This window comes from Mycobacterium intermedium (assembly GCF_002086275.1).
Lineage (GTDB): Bacteria > Actinomycetota > Actinomycetes > Mycobacteriales > Mycobacteriaceae > Mycobacterium > Mycobacterium intermedium.
Map to the genome: position 1 here is coordinate 1 of NZ_MVHT01000069.1, position 22297 is coordinate 22297.

A 22297-nucleotide genomic window follows, 5' to 3' on the forward strand; every position below is an offset into this window, starting at 1 on the left:
CGCCGCCGGCGGAGACGGCGGGTGGCTGTTCGGCAACGGCGGGATGGGCGGTTCCGGCGCGGCCGGTGCCACCGGCGGGCCCGGCGGAAATGGCGGCGGCGGCGGCATCTTGTTCGGTTCCGGTGGGACCGGCGGAGCCGGTGGGCCCGGTGTCACCACCGGCGGGACGGGCGGCGCCGGCGGGTCGGCGTTCCTGAGCGGCTCCGGCGGCAGCGGCGGCGCTGGTGGCACTGCGGTGGCTCCGGCCGGCACGCCCGGCCCGTTCACGGGCGGTACCGCCGGGCGCGGCGGCAACGCGGGCTTCTTCTCCGGCGCCGCCGGAACCGGTGGGGCCGGCGGTGGCCCCGGAACGGGCGGTGCCGGTGGGGCCGGCGGCAACGGCGGGCTGTTCGCCAGCGGCGGCGTCGGCGGTTACGGCGGGTTCGCCGGCAATGGCGGCGCCGGCGGCGCCGGCGGCGCCGGGGGGTTGTTTGCCAGCGGCGGGGACGGCGGGGTCGGCGGGTTCAGCACGCTGACTGGCGGAACCGGTGGTGCCGGCGGCGCCGGCGGACTGTTCGGCGCCGGCGGCAATGGTGGGGCCGGCGGCTACAGCCTGACCATCGGTGGGACCGGCGGGCACGGTGGCAATGCCGGATTCCTTGCCGCGGGTCCCTCCGGCGGCGCAGGCGGCAGCGGCGGGGGCGCCGAAAACGGAACCGGCGGGACCGGCGGCGACGGCGGCAACGGCGGGACGCTGTTCGGCTCCGGCGGGGCCGGCGGCAACGGTGGCGAGGGCTTGTCCGACTCTCACGGCGGGGCGGGTGGCGCCGGCGGCAACGCCGGTCTGCTCTACGGCTCCGGTGGCGCCGGTGGTGCCGCCGGTGTAGGTGGCCCGGGCCCGAACACCATCGGCGGCCTCGGCGGGGCCGGCGGCAAAGGCGGACTCATCGGCAACGGCGGGGCCGGCGGGGCCGGCGGGGCGGCCACCGGCGCCGGCGGCGGCGGCGGTAACGGCGGGAACGCGGTGGTGATTGGCGACGGCGGGAATGGCGGCAACGGCGGAACCGGCACACCGTCGGGCGGGCGCGGCACCGGAGGTACCGGTGGAGTGCTGCTGGGCGCAAACGGCAACGACGGCCAGCCGTAATCCCGAGCGCCAGAACTACCTTCGCGCTTCGGCGTCACGCCAGCTTGACGTTCGCGGGCGACCGCCACTCTGGCGTGACGGTCGCGACCGCGCGCTGACGCCAGACGGACAAGCGGCCTCCGCCTACGCGGCTTCCTTGACCGGCGGCCGGTAGAAGATCAGCAACTGGCCGATCGCGCCGGCCAGCCCCAGACCCAGCGAGATCGCCAGACCGTGCCAGCCGTCGAACCAGTTCTTGCCGAAGATCAGCCAATCCAGGCTGAGTCGGCCCGCACCGACCGTCGCGACCGCGACGGCGCTGGCCGCCAGCACGAGGTTGTATTCCCAACCTTCCTTGACGATGAAGAAGCCGTTGGCCCGGTGCACGGTCCAGGCCGCGACGATCATCAACGAGACAAAGCCCGCGGCCGGAATGGGTGTGAGCAGCCCCGCCGCCAAGCCCAAGCCGGCGGCCGTTTCCGTGGTGGCGGCGACGGTGGCGTGGAACTTGCCGGGCTTCATGCCGATGCTTTCGAACCAGCGTGCGGTACCGGGTATACGACCCCCACCGAAAAACTTGTTGAGGCCGTGCGCGGCAAGCGTCAGACCGAGGACGAGCCGCAGAATCAGCAATCCGACGTCATACGGAGTCATGAGTGCAAACCTAGATCATCGAAGCATCATCTGACAGTTGCGACGAGCCGCATGGGTCGAACGGTCCGTGTGGGACCATAACGGGCGTTCCGGCCAGCCCCGAAGAGTGTGAGGAGGTGCACCACGACTCGTTTTGCGCGAGGTCCCGTGGTGTTGCTGGACGGCACCGGAAACCAGCCGCGGGAGGTTTTGGGCAACAAGGGCCACGGCATCGACACGATGCGCCGGAACAACTTGCCGGTACCGCCCGCGTTCTGCATCACCACCGAGGTCGGAACGCGTTTTCTCACCGAACCAGAATCGACGATGGACGCGATCTGGGCCGACGTGCTGTCCCGAATGAGCTGGCTCGAAGGACAGACTTCCCGCACCTTCGGCAAGGGCCCGAGCCCGTTGCTGGTCAGCGTGCGCTCCGGCGCGACCCAGTCCATGCCGGGGATGATGGACACGATCCTGGACGTGGGCATGAACGACGACGTCGAAGCGGCCCTGGCCGCCGCCGCCTCGCCCGAGTTCGCCCGGGACACCCGCGACAGGTTCACCCGCATGTTTCGCCGCATCGTCGGCGAAAAGGACCCACCCAACGACCCGTACGCACAATTGCGCGCCGGCATCGCGGCCGTCTTCGGCTCGTGGAATTCACCGCGCGCGATCACCTACCGCGACCATTACGGACGCAACGAACCGGGCGGCACCGCGGTGGTCGTGCAGGCGATGGTGTTCGGCAACCAGGCGGCCAACTCCGGCGCCGGGGTGCTGTCGTCGCGCAACCCGATCACCGGAGCCAACGAACCGTTCGGCGACTGGCTGCCCGGCGGGCAGGGTGACGACGTGGTGTCCGGGTTGGTCGACGTCGAACCGATCATCGCGCTGCGGGACGAACAACCGGCTGTCTATCACGAACTGATGGACGCCGCCCGCCGGCTGGAAAAGCTCGCCGGCGATGTGCAGGAAATCGAGTTCACGGTCGAGGACGGCAAGTTGTGGCTGCTGCAGACCCGGGCCGCGGAGCGATCCGCCCAGGCGGCCGTTCGACTGGCGCTGCAGTTGCGGCACGAGGGGCTCATCGACGACCACGAGACGCTGCGCCGGCTGACCCCTGCGCACGTGCAGGCGCTTCTGCTGCCCGTTCTGCAGCCGGAAATCCGGGTGGCGGCAAAGCTTCTGGCCAAAGGATTACCGGCCTGCCCCGGCGTGGCGCACGGAACGGCGTACACCGACGTGGACGAGGCGCTCGACGCCACCGACCGGGGTGAACCGGTCATTTTGGTGCGGGATCACACCCGACCCGAAGACGTCCTGGGCATGCTGGCCGCGCAGGGCATCGTCACCGAGGTAGGCGGCGCTGCCAGCCATGCGGCCGTGGTCAGCCGCGAACTCGGCCGGGTTGCGGTGGTGGGTTGCGGTCAGGGCGTCGTGGCCGCACTGGAAGGCAAGCAGATCACGGTCGACGGATACGAAGGTGAGGTGCGCGAAGGCAGCCTTCCCTTGTCGGCGTGGTCGGAGAGCGATACACCCGAGCTGCGGGAGCTCGCCGACATCGCGCGACGGATCAGCCCGCTGCGCGCACATACCGCCGGCGACTATCCGAGCCTCAACGATCCCTCGGAGTCCGCGGTGCGCGCCGCCATGACCGCCGGGACCACCGACGTCGTGTCGGACAGCCCGCTGCGCATCATGCTGACGGCCTTGCGACTGGCCCGACAGGACGCCCGGTGAGCGAGCTGGCGGTGCTGCAGGCCGTCCGGCTCAAGGGCCGGGTGAGTCGCGACGACCTGGCCAAAACGTTGGGCACCGACCCCGCGGAGATCGCTGAAACCGTCGACGGGCTGACCACATCCGGGCTCCTGATCGAGGCGACCACGCTGCGCATCACACCCGAGGGTCGCGCCAGGCTGACCGAACTGTTGGCCGAGGAACGCGGCGCGGCCGACCCCACCGCGCTAGCCGCCGTCTACGACGACTTCCGTTCTGTCAACGGCGATTTCAAAGAATTGGTGACGGACTGGCAACTCAAGGACGGCAAGCCCAACGCGCACGATGAGCCCGACTACGACGCTGCGGTGCTGGCCCGGCTGGAGGACGTGCATCAGCGGGTGCGCTCGACAGTTGGCGCGGCCGCCGCGCAGCTGCCGAGACTGGGCGCTTACGCGACGAAACTGGACGCGGCGCTGGACAGGGTGAAGGCCGGTGACTACGTGTGGTTGACCCGCCCCCTCATCGACTCGTACCACACCGTCTGGTTCGAACTGCACGAGGAGCTGATCCTGGCGGTGGGCCTGACGCGGGAGGAAGCCGCGAGATCCGGTGACGCCCAGTGACTTACAGTGCCGCGTCGAGGAGTTGCAGGTAGCCGTCGACATCCGGTACGGCGGACTCGGCCGCGTGCACGCTGATCGCGATGGTGTCGCCGATGCCGTGCACGCCGTGGGTCAGGCTCATGCACGGTGACAGCGCCGGATAGCCGGCCGTCAGCACCACCGGGCAATTGCCGAAGCTCAGATCGGCGGCCCCGCGGTGGACGCTGGACACCACGGTATTTCCGGCTACCTGAGCGGGCCGGGCTTCGGCGTCGAATTGCGAAACGCCCCAACGCAAGAGGACTGCCGGAACGGCGGCGAAGGCCCGGCTGCCCGAGTGGTTTGCCGGATGTTCGAGGCGGCGACGGGCATTGGCCAACTCGTCGGCGATCCGTCGCATCCGCTCTTCGTAGGCCAGCTGCGGGTACAGTCCCACGACCACGTTGCCGAAGTGGTTATATGCATGCGGCACACCGGCTTTGGCCATCGGAACCTCGGCGCCCAGGGACTCGATAGGCGCACCGAGCAGGCCCGACAGCGCCTCGGACACCGCGGCCAAAACCCGGACGGTGATCGTGGCACCCGACAACTGTGCGCGCTTGCGTACCAGTGTGCGCGCCGCACGCGCACCTTCGGGTCGGTTGTTGGTGGCCTGCGGCGGTCGCGGTTGCGGCCCGGGGGTAACCAGTCCGGCCTCGGTGTCGCGTACCAGGTCGCGGTGGGCGCGTGCGGCCTGCATGGCCCGCCAGGGCAGGAAACCCCCTCGCTGCCAGTCGATTTCGGGAACCCGAGCGTCCCGGCCGAACAGCCACGCCGCCATTGCCGACGCGCGCGCGCCGTCGGCCAAGGCATGCGCAATCTGCAGGACCGCGACGGCGCCCGGCCCGCTGACCCCCGGGATGCCGAACACCGGCGCGAAAACGTGCAGCCGCCAGGGCGTGGCCCGAACGTCCACCTGGTCGGCCGCCATGCCCGCAACCACCGCCAGACAGTCACTCCAATTGCCGTCGGACAGCGTGTGCCGACGCACCCACTCCGGCCCGACCACCGTCGGCACCCAGCGCGGGTATGTCAGCGCGCACCCCTCCTCGACCCGCGTGCTCAGGTCGGGACAGACCCGGGCCCGGTCGCAGACCTGCTCCACCGCGCGCGCCAGATCGGCGGGTTCGCCGGCGAACGCGTAGAGCAGAAACTCGTCACTCGGGATCTTGGCCGACGTCCAGAGGAACTGGGCGTCTACGGCCGCCATCCGGTGCCCGGTCACTGGGAGCCGATGAACTTCAAGATCAGCTCGGCGACCTTCTCGGGCTGCTCCAACTGAAGGAAGTGCCCGGCGCGCCCGACGATGGCCACGTCGCTACCTAGCGGCAACACCCGTTCGGTCCAGTGCGTGAAAGCCGGTGAGGCACACCCGTCGTCGTACCCGTGCAGGTACAGGGTCGGCTGCCGGGGCGGCTCGGTCCACCAGCGGTGCAATTCGGCGTAACGAGCCGGCGGGCGGGTGTTGCGGATCGTGGCCCGGTACGGCCCGAGCGCCGCCCGCCAGCCCTCCGGCGTGCCGATGGCCGCATCGACGTGGCGCAGGTCCTCTTCGGCGTGATAACCGGGCGACCAGCGCCGCCACAGCCGCGGCACCACCCACGAGGCGGACCGTTCCGGCAGCCCGGGCAATTGGAAGTAGAAGATGTACCAGCTGCGCAGCAGCTGACGGGGCAGTTCACGGGCCAGTCGGCCACGCTCGGGCACTCGGCCGAGCGGCTGGAATGCCGCGGCCGGCGGCACGGACATGATCACCGCCTTGACGAACGGGCTCTCGGGCATGGCGGCCAGACCCGTGCCGGCGATCGCACCCCAGTCGTGGCCGATCACCACGTCGTTCTCGGTACCACCGGCGGCCTCGCGCACCCGCAGGGCGTCGTCCATCAATGCGCCGACGTGATAGCTGCCGTCCACCGGAATGTCCGACGGCGCATACCCCCGCATGAACGGTGCCACCACCCGCCACCCGGCCTCGACCAGGCGTGGAGCCAGCTTGCGCCACCCGTAGGCAGTGTCGGGAAAGCCGTGCAGACACAACGCCATTGGGGCGTCTGTCGCTCCCCAACTGAGCGCCTTCAGGTCCCCGTTGGGACCCTTTATGTCGATCCAGCGTGGTTGTGGCATCCGGGAGACTCCTGTTCGCCGTTCCGGCCCGCATGATCCAACGTAACCGAGGCGACAACGTAGCCAACCGTTAGCTTCTAGGTATGGCGAGACCCGCACCGGGCCGCCCGCTTGGCCAAGCCGGACACGACTCAGTGGCGGATCCTTGACGCCGCGACCGACGCAGTGGCCTCCGCGACCGCCTTCTCGATGTCGGCGATCTCGATCTTGCGCATGCCCAGCATGGCCGTGGTGGCCGCCGTGGCCCGGACGGGGTCGGGATCGTCGCACAGCTCGTGGAGCCGCATCGGCACGATCTGCCAGCTCAGGCCGAATCGGTCCGTCAGCCAGCCGCATTGGGATTCTTCGCCGCCGTCGACCAGCTTGTTCCAGTAGTAGTCGACTTCCTCCTGGTCCTTGCATTCGACCAGGAAGGACACCGCCTCGCTGAACGCGAAATGCGGGCCGCCGTTGATCCCCAGGAACCGGGTGCTGTCTAGCACGAAAGTGCCGGTGACCACGGCGCCGGGCTCACCTGGTCCCGCTTCGGTGTAGTGGGTGTAGCCCTCGATGTGCGAGTTGGGGAACACCGAAGTGTAGAACTCCGCCGCCTCTTCGAGGTTGTTGTCGAACCACAGTGAGGGGGTGATCGATGGCATGTCGCCTCCTTGCTGTTGCGCGGGCCTTCGTAGCTACAGACCCCGGCGGCGACGAAAACTCACCGCGTGACCCCAAACACCTCGATCGGTTCGGGCAGACCCTTGAGTTGCCGCGGGCCAAGGGTTTCGAAGGCCAGGCCGGATCCCGTCGACAAGTCGCGCACGGTGCGGCTGGCGAGCACTTCGCCGGCGCCGGCCAACGCGCCGATGCGGGCGCCGATGTGGACCGCCACGCCGCTCCACTCGTCGCCCCGGCGCTCGCATTCGCCGGTGTGAATCCCGGCGCGAATGGCGATGCCACGACCGGCCAAGGCCGGCACCATCTCGAGCACGCAGCGCGCCGCCTTCGTCGGTGCATCGAACAGCGCGAACACGCCGTCGCCGGTGTGCTTGGCACGGATGCCGTCGAAGCGCGACAGCAGGCTGTCCACCACTGCGTCATGGCTGTTGAGCTGTTGCCGCCACGCCGAATCGCCGACGGCGGTGAGCTTTTCCGTCGAACTCACGATGTCGGTGAACACCACCGTCTTGAGGACGCGCTCCTCGGCCGGGGCGCCCGATTCCCCGGTGAAGAAGTCGAGCAACGCGTCCACCAGGACATTGGCAACGTCGAACGGGGTGTGCGGGCCGGGCGGCAAAAGGTGAAACTGCGCGTTCGGAATGCCGGCCGCCAGTGCGGCCGCGGATTCGACGGGCACCAGGTCATCACCCTCGCGGGCGAGAACCAGCGTGGGAACACGGACGGCACCGAGCACCGCACGAACGTCGGTTTCCATGAAGGCCTGCCACCACAGCCTCGCCATCGCGGGACTCGACACCGAGCGCTGCAGCTTGCCGAACATCTCCCGCACACCGGGCGCATCGGCCGCCCGACCGTAGAAGAGATCCGCCAATGCTCCTCGTCCCCAATCGTTTTCGATCTCAGCGACGTGCGATTGCACCTCTTCGGCGGTGAAGCCCCACGGGAAGTCCGGCGGATCCTGCGAGAACCGTGCGGCGGTGCCGAACAGGGCGAGCAGGCTCACCCGTTCGGGATGTGTCGCGGCGTAGAGGATGCAGACGGCGCCGCCTTCGCTGGTACCGAAGAGGCCGAATCGCTCGACGCCGACAGCATCCACGATGGCGACGAGATCGTCGAGGCGGTCATTCAAGGAGAGCAGGTGAGCCGCGGGGTCGGACAGACCGGTCCCGCGCCTGTCCCACACCACCGAGCGGCCCTGCTGTGACATCCGTTCGATGTTGGGTGCGTAGGGGCTGCCCGGCTCGTCGATCGCGTCGACGTCGCTGACCATCCAGCCCGGCACCCAGATGACCGTTGGCTCTGAATCTCCGAATATCCGGTACGCGAGGTGTACGTCGCCGTTGCGGGCGTAGCGGACCCGATCGTCCCTCATGCAGAAGATGGTGACACGTCGCAGCCCATTGACAAGTGTTCGACGGCGTCGACGGGGCCGGAAGCACCCCGGCCGCCCCAGGCACCCCCAGCCACCATTGCTTAACCAACCTATGTAACGTCAGTGCGCGTGAGCAGTCCCCAGACCGTCGAGTTCTTCGGCAAAAATGGGATCAGGCTGGTCGCCGACGAGTGGAACCGCAACGCGGAGACGGCGGCGGATCGCCCGACGATTCTGATGCTGCACGGTGGCGGCCAGAACCGGTACTCGTGGAAGAAGACCGGCCAGATCCTGGCCGACGACGGCTTCCACGTCATCGCCCTGGATTCCCGCGGACACGGTGACAGCGACCGCGCACCGGACGCCGACTACGCCGTGGAAACCCTGGCCGCCGACGTCATGCACGTCATCGACGCCGTCGGCCGGCCGGTGGCACTCATCGGGGCCAGCATGGGCGGGTTGACCGGCATCCTGGTGGCACACCGCGCCGGCCCCGAAAGAGTGACCCAGTTGGTCCTCGTCGACGTCGTTCCGCGGTTCGAGAAGACCGGTAGTGCCCGCATCCGCGAATTCATGCTGACCAACATCGACGGATTCGAGTCACTCGAGGAGGCTGCCGACGCCGTCGCCGCCTACCTGCCGTACCGACCCCGGCCACGCAGCCCGGAAGGGCTGAAGAAGAACCTCCGCCTGCGCGACGGACGGTGGTACTGGCATTGGGATCCGGCGTTCATGACCAAGCCCGGCGACGATCCGGAACTGCGCACCGAAGGTTTCGAGGCGGCCGCCAAGGCGCTGGAGATCCCTGTGCTGCTGATCCGCGGCAAGCTGTCCGACGTAGTCAGCATGGAAGGCGTCCGGCATTTTTTGGAGACCGTGCCCGGCGCGGAGTTCGTCGAACTGTCCAACGCCGGCCACACCGCCGCCGGCGACGACAACGACGCGTTCAGCGAAGTCGTGGTCGCGTTCGTCGAGCGTCAGCCATAGGCCTGTTCCGCGAAGCTGAGCCCGCCTCGTTGGCCGGTGGAAAGCCGTTGTGCGGAACTGAGAATGGGCGCGCTGCGCAGGTACTGGGTGAACCCGGTGGCGTGCAGCGTGAGCCTGAACTCATGACCGGCCAGAGTCCACTCGAACGCACCGGCCGCGTCGGGTCCGCTGCGTTCGAGCGCGTCCAGCGATAGCTCAAAACTGAAGCCCCGCAGGTCAATATCGCCGGACACATCCCAAGCCTGGCCGAACACCAGCGTGGCGGGGCTGACCCGGAAGCTGAAACCGGTCTCAGGCGGCGTCGGACTGATCCATTCGACGATGTAGTCGATGTCCAGCAGCAGCCGGCCCGGGTACGGTAGTGCCGGCTCGAAAGCGACCGCGTGCACGGCACAGTCGTGCCAGTTCATCCGGTCGAAGTCCGCGTCGGTCCAGATCGCTTGTCCGCCAGGCACGGTCAGCCCGATGGCTTCTCCGCGTGCCCGCCGAACTGCTTACGCATCGCCGACAGCGCCTTGTTGGCGAAGTCGTCGAGGTCGCGCGAGGCGAAGCGGGACTGCAGTGCCGTCGTCAGCACCGGAGCCGGCACCCCCTCGTCGATGGCGGCGATGGACGTCCACCGCCCCTCCCCCGAGTCGGAGACCCGTCCGGAGAATTCCTTCAGGTCAGGCGATTCCAGCAACGCGATCGCGGTCAGGTCGAGCAGCCAGGACCCGATGACGCTGCCCCGGCGCCACACCTCGGCGATGGCGGGAATGTCGAAATCGTATTGGTAGAACTCGGGATTCGACATCGGCGCGGTTTCCGCGTCGCTTTCGATGACGCGGGTTCCGACGTCGGCGTTGCGTAGGATGTTCAGCCCCTCGGCGAGCGAGGCCATCATCCCGTACTCGATCCCGTTGTGCACCATCTTGACGAAATGCCCTGCTCCGGAAGACCCGCAGTACAGGTAGCCCTTCTCCGGCTGCCCCACTTCGCCGTCCCGGCCCTTGGTGCGGGGTGCCGCGTCCACTCCGGGCGCGACGGTGGCGAAGATGGGCTCGGCGTAGTCGAATGCCTCCGGGTCTCCGCCGATCATCAAACAGTAGCCACGCTCGCGCCCCCACACGCCGCCGCTGGTTCCGCAGTCCAGCAGACGAATTCCCTTCGCAGACAATGTCTTCGCATGCTTGATGTCGTCACGGTAGTAAGAGTTGCCGCCGTCGATCACGATGTCGCCCGCATCGAGCGTCTCGGCCAACTGCTCGATCACCCCGGTGGTGATGTTGCCGGCAGGGACCATCACCCAAACCACACGCGGGGCCTTGAGCTTCTCGGCCAGTTCAGCCAATGTCGATGCGCCGTTCGTCCTTTCCTCGCCGGCCAGCGCTTCGACCGCGTCGGGGTTGTGGTCGTACACCACGCATTCGTGTCCACCGGCGGCAACTCGTCGCACGATATTGGCGCCCATCCGACCCAGACCGATCATCCCCAGCTGCATCTTCGTCCGTCTCCTTAGTGTTCTGCGTCCGTATTTCGCGGCATCCACGGTTGATGCCAACCGCAGTCACTAGGCAACAACGCCTGTGCAGCCTCGGGACCCCACGTCCCACGGTCGTAGTACTGGATTTCGCAGGGATTGTCCAGCAAGGGCTGGAGAATGCGCCAGGTCTCTTCCACGCTGTCTTCGCGCGCGAAATGTTGGTGATCGCCCGTCAGCCCAGCGTGGAAGAGGTGTTCGTACGGCTTGACCGGCTCGCCCAGGTCCTCGACAAACGACGAGTCGAGGTGGACGTCCGTCCACGTCTCGCCATGGGCCGACAGCTGCAGGCGCAGACCCGGATCGGGATCGATGCGCAACACGATCTGGTTGGGCTCGGCCGGTCGGCGTTCGGGCAGGAACGCCAGCGCGGGGACGCGACGCAGAAAGAGCCGCACCTCGGTGACCTTCTCCGGCAGGCCCTTGCCGGCCCGCAGAAAAATCGGCACCCCGGCCCAGCGCCAGTTGTCGATCTCTGTGCGCAGCGCGACGTAAGTCTCGGTCGTCGAATCCTCGGCCACTTCGGGGATGTCGGTGTAGCCACGATACTGACCGCGGACGCACTGCCCCGGGTCCAGCGCAGGCATGGCCCGAAAGACTTCAGCCTTCTTGTCGTTGAGGTCGTTGGCCGTAGGGCCGACCGGCGGATCCATGGCCACCAGGGCCAACACCTGCAGCAGATGGTTTTGCACGACATCGCGCAGCGCACCCACCGCGTCGTAAAACTTCCCGCGCTCCTCCACGCCGATGTCCTCGGCCATGGTGATGTGGATGGCGGCAATGCTGTCGCGGTCCCACAGCTTGGCCAGCGACCGATTCGCAAACCGCAGGAACTCCAGCTCGATCACGGGCTGTTTGCCCAGGTAGTGGTCCACCAGCAGGATCTGGTCTTCGTCAAGTACCGCGCGCAACCGGGACTTGAGTTCGCGTGCCGATTCCAGGTCATGACCGAACGGCTTTTCCACGGCGACGCGCGCCCCGTCCAGCAGTCCTTCCTCGGCGAGGTTCTCCACGATGGGCGCAAACAGGGCGGGCGGCATTTCCAGGTAGTACAGCGGGTGACGGAATGAGTCGATTCGCTCAGCCAACGACCGGTAGAGCTCGCCGTCGGTGACGTCGCCGTGCAGGTAGTCGAACCGTTCCGCCAGACGTTCGAAGACTTTGTCGTCGATGTCTTCGCCGGCGTCGTCGAGTGCCTTGCGCGCCCGTTCGACCAGCTTCTCCAGCGACAGCTCGTCACTGGCCACGCCCAGTATCGGGCAATCCAGCAGTTCGCGACGTTCGAGTCGGTACAGGGCACGAAAGGTCATCTTGTGGGCCAGATCGCCGGTAATGCCAAAGATCACCAGCAGGTCTGCGGGCGCATTTTCGTCGTCGGCCACCGCTCAACCTCCCCAAGTCACCTACTTGGTCCACTACCCGATACGTCCGCACTCAACACGCATGACGGGCTTTGGCAGGATGAGGTCCATGGGGGATCCGTGGCATCTCGCGGTTTACCTTCTGACCGGTGTCGCCGTGCTCGAAGCCGGCGGACTCGCCGCTCTGTGGGTGCTGTTGGCGCGCAGCCGTCGCGAACTCGAGGAAATGCGGCAGCGCGCCGACCCTTACAACAAGTTCCTGTCGAGCAGTCGCGAGGCCGTGAAGACCGTGTGGGAAACCGCGAATCGGGTGCGCAAGGAAGGCTTCGGCGCGGCCGTCCGCGGCTCCATCGAAGACCTTGCCGATTGGGCGGAAGTGGAGCGACCCGACCTGGCCAGGGTCACTCCGGACGGCCGCGTCGTGATCCTGTTCTCCGACATCGAGGAGTCCACCGCGCTCAACGAGCGGATCGGCGACCGTGCCTGGGTGAAGCTGATCGGCGCGCACGACAAGGTGGTGCGGAAGCTGGTGCAGGAGCGGTCCGGACATGTGGTCAAGAGTCAGGGTGACGGTTTCATGATCGCGTTTGCCCGTGCCGAGCAGGCCGTGCGCTGCGGAATGGATATCCAGGAGGCCGTGACGCGGGACGGACACCGCAAGCGGCACAACGAATTTCGAGTACGAATCGGCATCCACCTGGGCCGCTCGGTGCGCCGCGGCGACGACCTCTTCGGGCGCAACGTGGCGATGGCCGCCCGGGTCGCCGCGCAAGCCGAGGGAGGCGAGATCCTGGTCAGCGAACCAGTGCGGGACGCCATCGCCGGCTGCGAGGGCATTGAGCTCGACGACGGCCGCGAGGTCGCGCTTAAAGGGTTCTCCGGCGACTACCGGTTGTTCTCGGTGGCAGCTTCACCGGAATCCGAAACCGACTAAGGCTCTTGCCCGTTGGTCTCAGCCAGCCGCTGGTGCAACCGCTCGCGGATCTCATCGGGGGTATAGGCACGTCGCTTGCGCTGATCGCGTGCTACCACCGCGCCACCGGCGACCACGCCGGCGACACCGGCCAGACCGATCCACTTCCAAACGCCACGCATCCGCACAGGCTATCTCGCCTCCTATCTCGCCCAGCGCACTTTCTGTCCTATTGTGCTGACGTGGAGTCGAGCCAGCTGACCCTGGACCAAGCGCTGAACGTAACCCGCACCGGTGACCTCTGGTTGTTTCGGGGACGTTCCGGTCCCGACCGCGCCATACAGGCCTTGACGAACGCCCCGGTGAACCACGTCGGCATGACCGTGGCAATCGATGACCTGCCCCCGCTGATCTGGCATGCCGAGTTGGGCGACAAGCTGACCGACGTGTGGACGGGCACCAACCACCGCGGCGTACAGCTCAACGATGCTCGCGAGGTGGTGCTGCAATGGACCGGCCGCTATCAGCAGCGATGCTGGCTCCGTCAGCTGACGCCCTACGCAAGCCGTGAACAGGAGAATGCGCTGCTGCGGGTGATCGCTCGGATGGATGGCACGCCATTTCCCACCACCGCCCGGTTGACCGGTCGCTGGTTTCGCGGGCGACTGCCGACCGCCTATGACTGGATACGCGGAATCCCCCTGGTGGACAAGAAGGTTCGCGAACAGACGCAACGGCGCAAGGAGCAACACCGCAAAATGGGCCTGGAGACGGCGTATTGCGCCGAGACGGTCGCCATCACCTACGAGGAGATGGGGCTGATCGTCACCGACAAAGACGCCAATTGGTTTGATCCAGGCAGGTTTTGGAGCGGTGACACACTACCGCTGGCACCCGGCTATCAACTGAGCCAGGAAATCACGGTCTTGGTGGACTCGGCCGGTACCCGGCACGAGTGAGCTCAGTCGAACTCCAAGCGCGTGCTCACCGGTGTGGCATTGCGGGTCAAATCCAGCACCGGGCAGTGCGCGTCGACCGCTTCCTGTAGTTCGCGGTAGCGCTCGGGCGTCTCGGGCCCGGTCACCTTCACCACCACACGCACCTCCTGGAACCCGGCCCGGACGGCGTCGTCGAAGCCGAAGAAGCCGCGCACGTCGAGATCACCCTCGGCGCGTGCGGTGATGTCATCAACGGCGATCCCGAGGCGTTCCGCCCAGAACCGGTAGGTCACCACCTGGCAGGACAGCAACGAGGCCAGGTAGTACTCGACCGGGTTCGGAGCCTTGGCTTCGCCACCGAGTGCCGGCGGCTCGTCGACCTCGATCTGAAACGGGCCAAGGGTTGCGGTGCTGGCGACTGCGTCGTGCGCCGCGGCCGAGGCTTGGAAGACGACTTTGCCGTTGGCTTGGTCGGCTTCGATCGCGTCGCGGGTGGCGGCGATGATGCCGGCCAGCTGGGTAGTCGAAGTGGTCACCCGGCCATGCTATTAATCGCCGGTTCGTTGTCGACCCTCACGCTCACCGTGAATCGAAGCCGACCGGCCAATAACTCCGCCGGAATTGCAGCCACGCCCCGCGCGCATTGTGATTCAGACCACAAATGCGGCGGGGCGTGACGGCAATATCAGTCGCTACTAAATGTGATTCAGATCCCAAAGTCGGATACTGAATCACGCATATCGATGGGTCCAGTCAGATTTCTGCGCCGTCGTCCGGAGTAGCCTCGGGGGCGACTTCCGGATTGTTTACTGGGAGAACTTCCAAGGCGTCCTCGGGAACGCCCTCAGGGGCCGGAGCCGGCGCAGCTTCCACTGCGTCGACCAGCTCAACGGGTGCATCCGGCAGGGGCGGAACTCCTGCCATTGGATCTTCCATCGCGTCGAGGTCCATCGGCAAGAACATGTGGTGGGTGAATTGCCGCTGGTAAGCGCCACCGCCACCGATGCGCACCCCGCCGCCTTCACCACTGGACACCGGGGTGCCGTCGGGCAAGGTAGCCGCAGCGTGGCCGCCGTTCCAGCCGATCACCAAGGCGTTGGGTGCGGTTCCGTACTGAAAGCCACGCTGCAACAACGCCGACTCCATATTTCCGGTGTTGAAACGGTTTCCGAATGTCGGCCGGTCGGTAGCCGTATTCGCAACCCAGGACACCAGGCCTGAGCAGTCGGTGCCCGCGGGAGTGTCCCCGCCAGAAATGTACGGCGTCCCGGAGACCTGATTTATAAGCGTCAACAACGTCGCAAGAGCAATCATGCCCAGGCACGCTACCCAGTTTATGAATAGCTAAGCAAAATATGTGGCCCTGATCACTTAATTCAAAAATGGCGATGAACTGCACATACAGGAGGAATGTAACGCAAAAATCTATAATCTGAAACAGAAGTGATCATTGTGACTCAGCAAATTACGTTACTACTCTCTATTTTTGCGTATTTTCCATAGCTAGCTGGTCCGATACCGCTTTGCCGGTCACTCAAAGATTGGATCTGGCAACATAACTATTGTGTATCGAGGCGATAGCGGACACCTCGAGGCGGCTGGTTTCGGCTGCTATAGCCCCAGCTGAGGGGTTTGCGTCGGCGATTTGGTGGCCCGGGTCACATGACCCGGCTCGCGCACGGATCCTGCCACTTCTCGGTAATCGGCCTCACCCCGACACCAAGGCGACGTTGCCCATAGAACGGATAGGTTGCGACCTATTTCGTGTCGCTCGTACGACGCCCCATCGCGGTCGCCGATCAGCTCTGCTCGCGCCGCGTCAGCGTTGGGGGCGTCCACGTGCCGTCAAGAATCTCGGCCCTGGGACGGTACAACCGGATGACGTAATTCCAGCCTTCGGGGGTGACGATCGCGTTCGGCGGAAGTTCACCGTCGACCGAGGCGACGAGGTGCACGGTGATCGAACCGTCGGCGTTGGGCTGGCCGGTGACACTGTTGACCGAGTAGAGGCCCTTCGCGTTCGGTTCGAAGAATCCCTTCGCGTTGTACACCGATACCGACCAAAACGCCTCGACCGGAACGTTTTTGAACACGAGTTCGTAATCGCCGACGGGAACGTTCGGGTCGACGCCCACGTAGGTCGCCTCGGACGTCGGGAGCCCACCCCACCCTGCCGCACAGCCGATCAGATGCCGAACCGGATCAACCTCTTCGCGACGGCCAAACATGCGGTCGAAGTTGTCGAGCCCCCGGGCCAGCGCGAGCAGCGCGTCGCGGGTGGCGTCGAGACTTTTGGCGTCGTAGTCCGGCTTGACGAATTCCTCGGCCGATCCGGCCTCGATCACAAGGCGGTCCTGCAGGGCCGCCACCGCGCCGACGTCTGCGGCGTCGTTGGGATCAACCAGAACTCGAACGCCAACGAGCACGTAGCGGGAACCGTAGTCGTCGCTGGTCAGCGAGTATTCACCCGCGTCGTGGAAAACGCTGTTCACGTAGTGGTCTTCGTTGACGACCATCGCCGAGAGGTAGCGTCCGTCCGCATCCGGCAGCCGCAGCCGCGCTGGTTGCGCGAGATCGACGATCGCGAAGCTGTACAGCGTGTCCCGGTTGAGCCGGATCACCGTCTGTTCATCGATGCGAGCGGGTGTCCGGTTGTGCCGGAAAACTCCGACGCCGCCGGCGACAGCCTGGATGTCGGCGAACATTCGGTGGGTTTCCGCGCGAACGAAGTTGTCCACATTGACGACGACCGCCATCGGCTACCTCCTCGAAGCACACCCCCCAGGGAGCAGACTACGACTATCGACGGCGCGGCAGGCTTCGTCTCGCAGCATTTCGATATCGCCGCGATTTGGTGCCGGTGATCGACCGTGTTTCCAGTTACCGTGTGCCAGTGGCCGCTCGGCGTCCGACTCGCGCGCAACGATATGCACGTCGTCGGAAGCGGCGGTTGGCCAGCCGCGTCCACGACCTCACCGAAGCGCAGTGGACTGCGTTGAAGTCCGCCTGGGGGCACTGCGCTTATTGCGGGGCCGCCGACGCCGCGCTGCAAAAAGATTGCCTGCTTCCCATCGCGAACGGTGGCCGATACACCCTCGCCAACGTGGTGCCGAGTTGCCGCTCGTGCAACGCGAGCAAGTGCAATTCCGAGGTCACCGCGTGGATGCGACGCAAGAAGCTCGACGAACGCGGCTTCCTTGTCCGGCAGGTCGAGATCCTTCGGTTGCTCGCCGCCGATGCGGCCCTGGATGATTCGTGCCTCAGCTAGCAACCGCAGCCGCTGTGGCGGCGATTGCCATGCTCTCGTGGGATGTGGCGGCAAAGGCGAGAGCAGCCCGTCCCCAGCAAGTGTTACGCCGTCCCACCCGCCAGTCGCGGTGACGGCGCTGGAAGACTCGCCGCTCACCCCGGCACGTCGGCCAAGCAGAAGGTTGAAGTGTTGCAAGACCACAGCAACAAGGACTGGCCCGCGGGCTGAAAGTGGCCCGACGAATGCCGCTACACGTATGAACCCGCGGAGGCTGGCGTATACGCGGGCAGCGGGGCCAATGCCATTCGCGCCCACGACGACGTGGCGTTGGGCGCCTCCGGCGCCAGTGCGGATGATCCCGAGTTGATGCAGGCAGTGGTGTTGTTCCCGTCGGCCAACGCGGCGCGCGCTTTCTTCACCAATTCCGCCGACGGCCGGCCGGCCTGCGCCAACCGCACACTCACCATTCCCGGCGACGCGGACAACCCCGAGATTCATCGGCAGGTGGGGCCCGTCTCCCACACGAACGGCGTATTGAGCACTATTACGACGGTGACATTTGCCAAGGACGGCAACAGCTTTCGAGGTGTCTATCAGCGGGCGCTGACCGTCCGGAACAATGTCGCGATCGACGTGAGCGCCGGTGGTAAGGCCGCCGAGCAGATCGCCGCCAGGGTCACAAGCTGTAGGCGCGGCGCGGATCTACTGCTGTCCCCCTAGCAAGTGGGCATATGGGTCGGCGTCGCTCCCGACGGACTCGGGCATCGGATAGTACGTCTTGATGAGCAGGTTCCCGTCCGGATCCCAGGCGAAAGTCTCGATGCTGTAAGCCATTTGAACGTTCGGCTCGGTGCCGAAGTAGTTCTCGCAGACCCAGGCCATTTCGTTTCCGTTGACTTGCACCGTGATCATCTTGATCTTGAGGATGGACTGGAACATGTCGAATGCGTCCGAGGTCGCGGCGGCGAAGCCGTGCTTCTCTTCGGTGCCGACCGGATCGAACATCCGGACCTCACCCGGGCAAATGGTGCGCCACGACGCAACCCATTCGTCCTTCTTACCCGCGTTCCACAGTTCGGCGTGTTTCGCTGCGTGCGCCAAGCGCGCCTGCCTGCTCGGCACCTTGCTCATGCGGGAGTCCAGATGTTGTTGTTCCAGAAACCCCAATTGTTTTCGAGAGGGTTGTACATCAGCTGAGCTCCGGGAGCCCATGACGGCTGGGGCGGTCGCGGCGGCGCCCATCCCGGCGGCGGCCCCCAGGGACCCCAGCCGGCCCAGGCCGCGCCTGGCCAGTCATGGCAGGCATGCCAGTCCCAGTTGTAGATGTCCTCCCAGGCCGGGTCCCAGTAGTCACCTGGGCACCAGTGCAGTGTCGGCACCGGGGCCGGGACCGCTTGGGCGACACCTGCAGTCAGCCCGAAGGCGGACAAGGCCAGCCCGCCGCTTGCCAGCACCGTCGTAACCCATCGCCTCACTCGCTGTGCAGCCGCCATCTGTTAAGAATTTCCTCCCGCCGGTTTCCAAGCAAGTGGTGATTCGAAGTCCGTTTCGTCGACGGAACCCCGAATGCGAGTTGGGGGACGAGCCGTTTGTCGCGACTGAAGTCACCGACGAAGACGAGTACGAGCGGCTCTATCCGCTGGCCAGTCGTGTCTTCGCGGGGTATGCCGATTATCGGATCAAGGCGGCTGCTGCTGGTCGACACATTCCTGTGTTCAGGCCTGTGTTCAGGCTCACGCCGCATTCGTAACCAGGACCGGCCGCGCCTGAGACGACTAGGATTACAGCGGAATTCAAGCTAGGAAGTGATCTCATGGTGCGCATTGCCTTCGCGTTGCTAGTCCTTGCCGTCGGGTTGGCCGCGCCGGCATTCGCGGACCCCAAGGACGACGCCTTTCTGACGAACCTCAATACCTCGGGCATGGACTTCGGCCCACCCGACAAGGCAATTCAGCTGGCGAAAAACGTTGTTTGCGGAACTCTCAGCAATAACCCCGACACTCCCAACGCCGACCTGGTCAGCAAGGTCACCAATGCCACCAACTGGCCGGCGCTCAATTCCGCTTACTTCACCGGAGCCGCGATTCAGGCGTACTGCCCGCAGTACGGTTCGCTCACGGTCCCGACGCTTCCCAGCAGGGTCCCCGGTGCTCCCAGTACCGCTCCTGCCACGCCTACCTCGCCGACGGTCCAGGCAGCCAGCGCGTAGAGCGTCGCCTTCGGCCCGGGCTTGGTCGTCGCGCCTCGAGCGCCGAGCGTGGGCCCTACGCACCCCCTGCGCGCGAGACGGGGCGTAACCCCCACACTCGGCGACACCACTCGACGCCACCACCCGCCGAACGTGGGCCCTAAGCACCACCCCCACGCGAAACAGGGCCAAAACCCCCACACTCGACGAAACCACTCGATGCCACCACCCGCCGAACGTGCGCCCTACGCACCACCCCCACGCGAAACAGGGCCAAAACCCCCACACTCGGCGACACCACTCGACGCCACAACCCGCCGAACGTGGGCCCTACGCACCACCCCCACGCGAAACCGGGCCAAAACCCCCACACTCGGCGACACCGTGCCGGGGAGCTCACCGCCTAACTGCGGTTAACCCTGACTGCCTCTTGAATCAACGCCTTGAACGCGCTCGGGTCTAGTTCGTCGTCTTCGCGCAGATCGATGGCCCGCCGGACGGGGGCGTTCAGACTCTCGTTGAACAAGTTGTCGGGGTCGCGCAACGACGAACCTTTCGCGAAAGTCAATTTGACCTTGTCCTTGTACGTTTCCAGCGTGCAAATCAAGCCGTCCAAGTAAAACGTCGGCACGCCGTCGGGATTGGACGGCTTGCGCCACTTGATTTCCTCGACGACGTCGGGCTCGGCCTCTTCGATCAAGGACCGAATCTCCTCGACCCGGCTGGCACGCCAATCATCACTCACATCCGCCAATGTAACCGCCGCGGGGTAACCGGCTCAGTTCCCGAACTTGGTGCGCGCCGCATCGGTGACCGGGGTGAACAGATTGACCAGGTTTCCATCCGGATCACGAAACAGCAGGGCGCGGTTGCCCCACGGCATCGTCGTCGGCTCTGTAACCACCTCGGCCAGGCGCCCGCGCAGGCGCTCGTAGTCGGCGTCCACGTCATCGACGATGAACTCCACGATGGCGCTGCGGTTGGCGGCCGGCTCGGCGGATCCGTCTCCGAATAGCGGCACGGTTTTGTCGCTGCCGATCGCCAGCGTGCCGACCGGCGTCGGAATCTCGGCGAACAACTCACTGCCCCATACCGCAGGTGTCTCGGTGACCATCTCGTAGAACGCGACCAGCCGTTTGACGTCGCCAGTGATGACGCGCGTAGAAACGAATTTCACTCAAATCTCCCTGGGCTCGGTGTGCGACGGCTGCGGTGGACACGCTAGCCATCCCCACCGACAACCAGCTGGCATCCAGCTGTGCATCGCCCAGGATTCGTAGCCTGGACCCATGGGTGGGGTACTAGACGAAGGTCCGTTTTTCCACGGGACGAAGGCTGAACTGAAGGTCGGGGACGTGCTGACCCCGGGCTTCCCTTCCAACTACCGACCGGAAATCACCATGAACCACATCTACTTCACCGCTCTGATCACCGGTGCCGGGCTGGCGGCCGAGCTGGCGCCGGGGCCCGGCGAGCCGCGGGTGTACCTCGTCGAACCGACCGGTGAGTTCGAGAACGATCCGAACGTCACGGACAAGAGGTTCCCCGGCAATCCGACCCGCTCCTATCGCAGCCGCGAACCGCTCCGAGTCATCGCGGAAGTCGACGACTGGCCGCGATTGTCGCCCGCGGCGCTCCAGGCGTGGCGCGATCGGTTGGCAGCGCTGCGGGCCGACGAGCGCGGCGAGATCATCAACTGAGCAGAGAAGCACACCGCCGGCAACGGCGGTCCCTAACCCTTGACTCTGCGGTGAGGGCGCAGAAGTGCGAGAGAACACCGCCATAGCCGCAGCATCAACGAGCGACTACACGTTGAACCGGAACTCCACCACGTCCCCGTCGGCCATGACGTAGTCCTTCCCCTCCATCCGGACCTTGCCGGCCGCCTTCGCCGCCGCCATCGACCCGGCAGCCACCAAGTCGTCGAAGGAGACGACCTCGGCCTTGATGAAGCCCTTCTCGAAGTCGCTGTGGATCACCCCGGCCGCCTTGGGTGCCGTGTCGCCCTGGTGAATCACCCACGCACGCGCTTCTTTCGGTCCCGCCGTCAGATATGTCTGCAGCTTCAAGGTGTGAAAACCGGCCCGGGCCAATGCATCCAGGCCCCGCTCGGTTTGCCCGATCGACTCCAACAGCTCCGCGGCGGATTCGTCGTCGAGTTCGATGAGTTCGGATTCGATTGCCGCGTCCAGGAATACCGCGTCGGCAGGTGCGACGAGTTCACGTAATTCGGCGATGCGCGCGGCGTCGGTCAGCACCGCTTCGTCGGCGTTGAACACGTACAGGAACGGCTTGGTGGTCAACAGGTTCAGCTCCCGCAACAGCGAGAAGTCCTCTCCGGAGGCAAACAGCGTCTTGCCGGTATCGAGCACCTGCTGGGCCCGCACCGCCGCCTCATGTACCGGTCGGCGCTCCTTGTTGGTGCGGGCTTCTTTCTCCAGCCTCGGCAGCGCGCGTTCGAGGGTTTGCATGTCGGCCAGGATCAGCTCGGTTTCGACGACCTCGATGTCGGACCGGGGATCGACTTTGCCCGCGACGTGCGTCACATCGTCGTCGGCGAACACCCGCACCACCTGGCAGATCGCGTCGCACTCGCGAATGTGCGCCAGGAACTTGTTGCCCAGGCCAGCGCCTTCGGACGCCCCCGCGACCAGCCCCGCGATATCGACGAATGTCACGGGAGCAGGGACGGTGCGCTCCGATCCGAACATCTCCGCCAGCTTGTCCAGCCGTGGATCCGGCAGCGACACCACTCCCTCGTTCGGTTCGATCGTCGCGAACGGATAATTGGCCGCCACCACGTTGTTCCGGGTCAGCGCGTTGAACAGAGTCGACTTGCCGACATTTGGCAGACCCACGATTCCCAAGCTCAGGCTCACAGGGAGCC

26 protein-coding genes and 1 pseudogene are annotated in these 22297 nt (G+C 66.0%); 10 read left to right on the plus strand and 17 right to left on the minus strand.

Annotated features, from left to right (window positions below):
- A partial coding sequence (locus BST27_RS33210; RefSeq protein WP_211285316.1) for a hypothetical protein occupies positions 1-1126 on the plus strand: 1126 nt, incomplete at its 5' end.
- Positions 1127-1249: 123 nt separating this feature from the next.
- Here the strand turns inward: BST27_RS33210 and BST27_RS21315 are convergent.
- The gene (locus BST27_RS21315) at positions 1250-1759 is read right to left on the minus strand and encodes a DoxX family protein (RefSeq protein ID WP_069420908.1); all 510 of its coding nucleotides are present in this window, start codon (positions 1757-1759) and stop codon (positions 1250-1252) included.
- Between the two features lie 147 nt (positions 1760-1906).
- Here BST27_RS21315 and BST27_RS21320 point away from each other — a divergent pair, with 147 nt between their 5' ends.
- Positions 1907-3478, plus strand: coding sequence for a pyruvate, phosphate dikinase (locus BST27_RS21320; RefSeq protein ID WP_069420909.1), 1572 nt, complete (start codon positions 1907-1909; stop codon positions 3476-3478).
- Positions 3475-4080, plus strand: a complete 606-nt coding sequence (locus tag BST27_RS21325; RefSeq protein ID WP_069420910.1) for a hypothetical protein — start codon at positions 3475-3477, stop codon at positions 4078-4080. The genes BST27_RS21320 and BST27_RS21325 overlap by 4 nt, the downstream gene beginning before the upstream one ends.
- Before the next feature lies 1 nt (position 4081).
- On the opposite strand, the gene BST27_RS21330 is transcribed toward BST27_RS21325, so the two are convergent.
- The 4 genes from BST27_RS21330 to BST27_RS21345 form a co-directional block, all read right to left on the minus strand.
- Positions 4082-5323 carry a WS/DGAT domain-containing protein gene (locus BST27_RS21330; RefSeq protein ID WP_139805281.1) on the minus strand — a complete coding sequence of 414 codons (1242 nt, stop codon included), beginning with the start codon at positions 5321-5323 and terminating at the stop codon, positions 4082-4084.
- Positions 5320-6222: an alpha/beta fold hydrolase gene (locus tag BST27_RS21335; RefSeq protein ID WP_069420912.1), complete on the minus strand. Its 903-nt coding sequence runs from the start codon at positions 6220-6222 to the stop codon at positions 5320-5322. Before BST27_RS21335 ends, BST27_RS21330 begins: the two co-directional genes overlap by 4 nt.
- 131 nt (positions 6223-6353) lie before the next feature.
- Positions 6354-6860, minus strand: a complete 507-nt coding sequence (locus BST27_RS21340; protein WP_069420913.1) for a VOC family protein — start codon at positions 6858-6860, stop codon at positions 6354-6356.
- 59 nt (positions 6861-6919) lie between these two features.
- Positions 6920-8254 (minus strand): adenylate/guanylate cyclase domain-containing protein, encoded by a 1335-nt coding sequence (locus BST27_RS21345; protein ID WP_069420914.1) that lies wholly within the window; start codon positions 8252-8254, stop codon positions 6920-6922.
- 129 nt (positions 8255-8383) lie between these two features.
- Between BST27_RS21345 and BST27_RS21350 the strand changes: the two genes are divergently transcribed.
- The gene (locus BST27_RS21350; RefSeq protein WP_079220059.1) at positions 8384-9241 is read left to right on the plus strand and encodes an alpha/beta fold hydrolase; all 858 of its coding nucleotides are present in this window, start codon (positions 8384-8386) and stop codon (positions 9239-9241) included.
- Here BST27_RS21350 and BST27_RS21355 read toward each other — a convergent pair.
- Genes BST27_RS21355 through BST27_RS21365 form a run of 3 tightly spaced genes read right to left on the minus strand, consistent with a single transcriptional unit; the run spans position 9232 to position 12142 of the window.
- Positions 9232-9696, minus strand: coding sequence for a hypothetical protein (locus BST27_RS21355; protein WP_197518162.1), 465 nt, complete (start codon positions 9694-9696; stop codon positions 9232-9234). The two genes, BST27_RS21350 and BST27_RS21355, sit on opposite strands and share 10 nt — an antisense overlap.
- A 2-nt stretch (positions 9697-9698) precedes the next feature.
- The gene (gene gnd / locus BST27_RS21360) at positions 9699-10721 is read right to left on the minus strand and encodes a phosphogluconate dehydrogenase (NAD(+)-dependent, decarboxylating) (protein ID WP_069420917.1); all 1023 of its coding nucleotides are present in this window, start codon (positions 10719-10721) and stop codon (positions 9699-9701) included.
- 14 nt (positions 10722-10735) lie between these two features.
- Positions 10736-12142, minus strand: coding sequence for a glucose-6-phosphate dehydrogenase (locus BST27_RS21365; RefSeq protein WP_069420918.1), 1407 nt, complete (start codon positions 12140-12142; stop codon positions 10736-10738).
- Positions 12143-12221: 79 nt separating this feature from the next.
- On the opposite strand from BST27_RS21365, the gene BST27_RS21370 reads away from it, so the two are divergent.
- The gene (locus BST27_RS21370; protein ID WP_069420919.1) at positions 12222-13055 is read left to right on the plus strand and encodes an adenylate/guanylate cyclase domain-containing protein; all 834 of its coding nucleotides are present in this window, start codon (positions 12222-12224) and stop codon (positions 13053-13055) included.
- Here the strand turns inward: BST27_RS21370 and BST27_RS33215 are convergent.
- Positions 13052-13216 carry a hypothetical protein gene (locus BST27_RS33215; RefSeq protein ID WP_197518163.1) on the minus strand — a complete coding sequence of 55 codons (165 nt, stop codon included), beginning with the start codon at positions 13214-13216 and terminating at the stop codon, positions 13052-13054. The genes BST27_RS21370 and BST27_RS33215 overlap by 4 nt on opposite strands.
- Before the next feature lie 60 nt (positions 13217-13276).
- On the opposite strand from BST27_RS33215, the gene BST27_RS21375 reads away from it, so the two are divergent.
- Positions 13277-13993 (plus strand): guanylate cyclase, encoded by a 717-nt coding sequence (locus BST27_RS21375; protein ID WP_069420920.1) that lies wholly within the window; start codon positions 13277-13279, stop codon positions 13991-13993.
- Between the two features lie 2 nt (positions 13994-13995).
- On the opposite strand, the gene BST27_RS21380 is transcribed toward BST27_RS21375, so the two are convergent.
- The 3 genes from BST27_RS21380 to BST27_RS21390 all read right to left on the minus strand — a co-directional run bounded on the left by BST27_RS21380 (position 13996) and on the right by BST27_RS21390 (position 16728).
- Positions 13996-14508: an OsmC family protein gene (locus BST27_RS21380; protein ID WP_069420921.1), complete on the minus strand. Its 513-nt coding sequence runs from the start codon at positions 14506-14508 to the stop codon at positions 13996-13998.
- A gap of 217 nt (positions 14509-14725) precedes the next feature.
- Positions 14726-15286 (minus strand): peptidoglycan endopeptidase, encoded by a 561-nt coding sequence (locus tag BST27_RS21385; RefSeq protein ID WP_372515547.1) that lies wholly within the window; start codon positions 15284-15286, stop codon positions 14726-14728.
- A gap of 485 nt (positions 15287-15771) precedes the next feature.
- On the minus strand, positions 15772-16728 hold the full coding sequence (locus BST27_RS21390) for a DUF1214 domain-containing protein (RefSeq protein ID WP_069420922.1): 957 nt from the start codon (positions 16726-16728) through the stop codon (positions 15772-15774).
- 137 nt (positions 16729-16865) lie between these two features.
- Here BST27_RS21390 and BST27_RS21395 point away from each other — a divergent pair, with 137 nt between their 5' ends.
- Both BST27_RS21395 and BST27_RS21400 read left to right on the plus strand, forming a co-directional pair.
- Complete coding sequence (locus tag BST27_RS21395) at positions 16866-17240, plus strand: HNH endonuclease (protein WP_069420947.1); 375 nt, start codon at positions 16866-16868, stop codon at positions 17238-17240.
- 228 nt (positions 17241-17468) lie between these two features.
- Positions 17469-17942, plus strand: a pseudogene (locus BST27_RS21400) (sensor domain-containing protein); the annotation flags it as partial.
- Here BST27_RS21400 and BST27_RS21405 read toward each other — a convergent pair.
- Both BST27_RS21405 and BST27_RS21410 read right to left on the minus strand, forming a co-directional pair.
- Positions 17925-18353, minus strand: coding sequence for a hypothetical protein (locus BST27_RS21405; RefSeq protein WP_069420924.1), 429 nt, complete (start codon positions 18351-18353; stop codon positions 17925-17927). The pseudogene BST27_RS21400 and the gene BST27_RS21405 sit on opposite strands and share 18 nt — an antisense overlap.
- Positions 18350-18715, minus strand: coding sequence for an Mtp family mycobacterial-type pilin (locus tag BST27_RS21410; protein ID WP_197518164.1), 366 nt, complete (start codon positions 18713-18715; stop codon positions 18350-18352). Before BST27_RS21410 ends, BST27_RS21405 begins: the two co-directional genes overlap by 4 nt.
- Before the next feature lie 320 nt (positions 18716-19035).
- On the opposite strand from BST27_RS21410, the gene BST27_RS21415 reads away from it, so the two are divergent.
- Positions 19036-19431 carry a DUF732 domain-containing protein gene (locus BST27_RS21415; RefSeq protein WP_069420925.1) on the plus strand — a complete coding sequence of 132 codons (396 nt, stop codon included), beginning with the start codon at positions 19036-19038 and terminating at the stop codon, positions 19429-19431.
- Between the two features lie 382 nt (positions 19432-19813).
- Here the strand turns inward: BST27_RS21415 and BST27_RS21420 are convergent, their stop codons facing one another.
- Both BST27_RS21420 and BST27_RS21425 read right to left on the minus strand, forming a co-directional pair.
- The gene (locus BST27_RS21420; RefSeq protein WP_069420926.1) at positions 19814-20155 is read right to left on the minus strand and encodes a DUF1801 domain-containing protein; all 342 of its coding nucleotides are present in this window, start codon (positions 20153-20155) and stop codon (positions 19814-19816) included.
- A 33-nt stretch (positions 20156-20188) separates the two neighbouring features.
- A complete protein-coding gene (locus tag BST27_RS21425) occupies positions 20189-20587 on the minus strand; it encodes a VOC family protein (RefSeq protein WP_069420927.1) in 399 nt (132 codons plus the stop codon).
- A gap of 112 nt (positions 20588-20699) precedes the next feature.
- On the opposite strand from BST27_RS21425, the gene arr reads away from it, so the two are divergent.
- Positions 20700-21110: an NAD(+)--rifampin ADP-ribosyltransferase gene (gene arr / locus BST27_RS21430; protein ID WP_069420928.1), complete on the plus strand. Its 411-nt coding sequence runs from the start codon at positions 20700-20702 to the stop codon at positions 21108-21110.
- 105 nt (positions 21111-21215) lie between these two features.
- Here arr and ychF read toward each other — a convergent pair whose 3' ends face one another.
- Positions 21216-22289 (minus strand): redox-regulated ATPase YchF, encoded by a 1074-nt coding sequence (ychF, locus tag BST27_RS21435; protein WP_069420929.1) that lies wholly within the window; start codon positions 22287-22289, stop codon positions 21216-21218.
- Positions 22290-22297 lie beyond the last annotated feature (8 nt).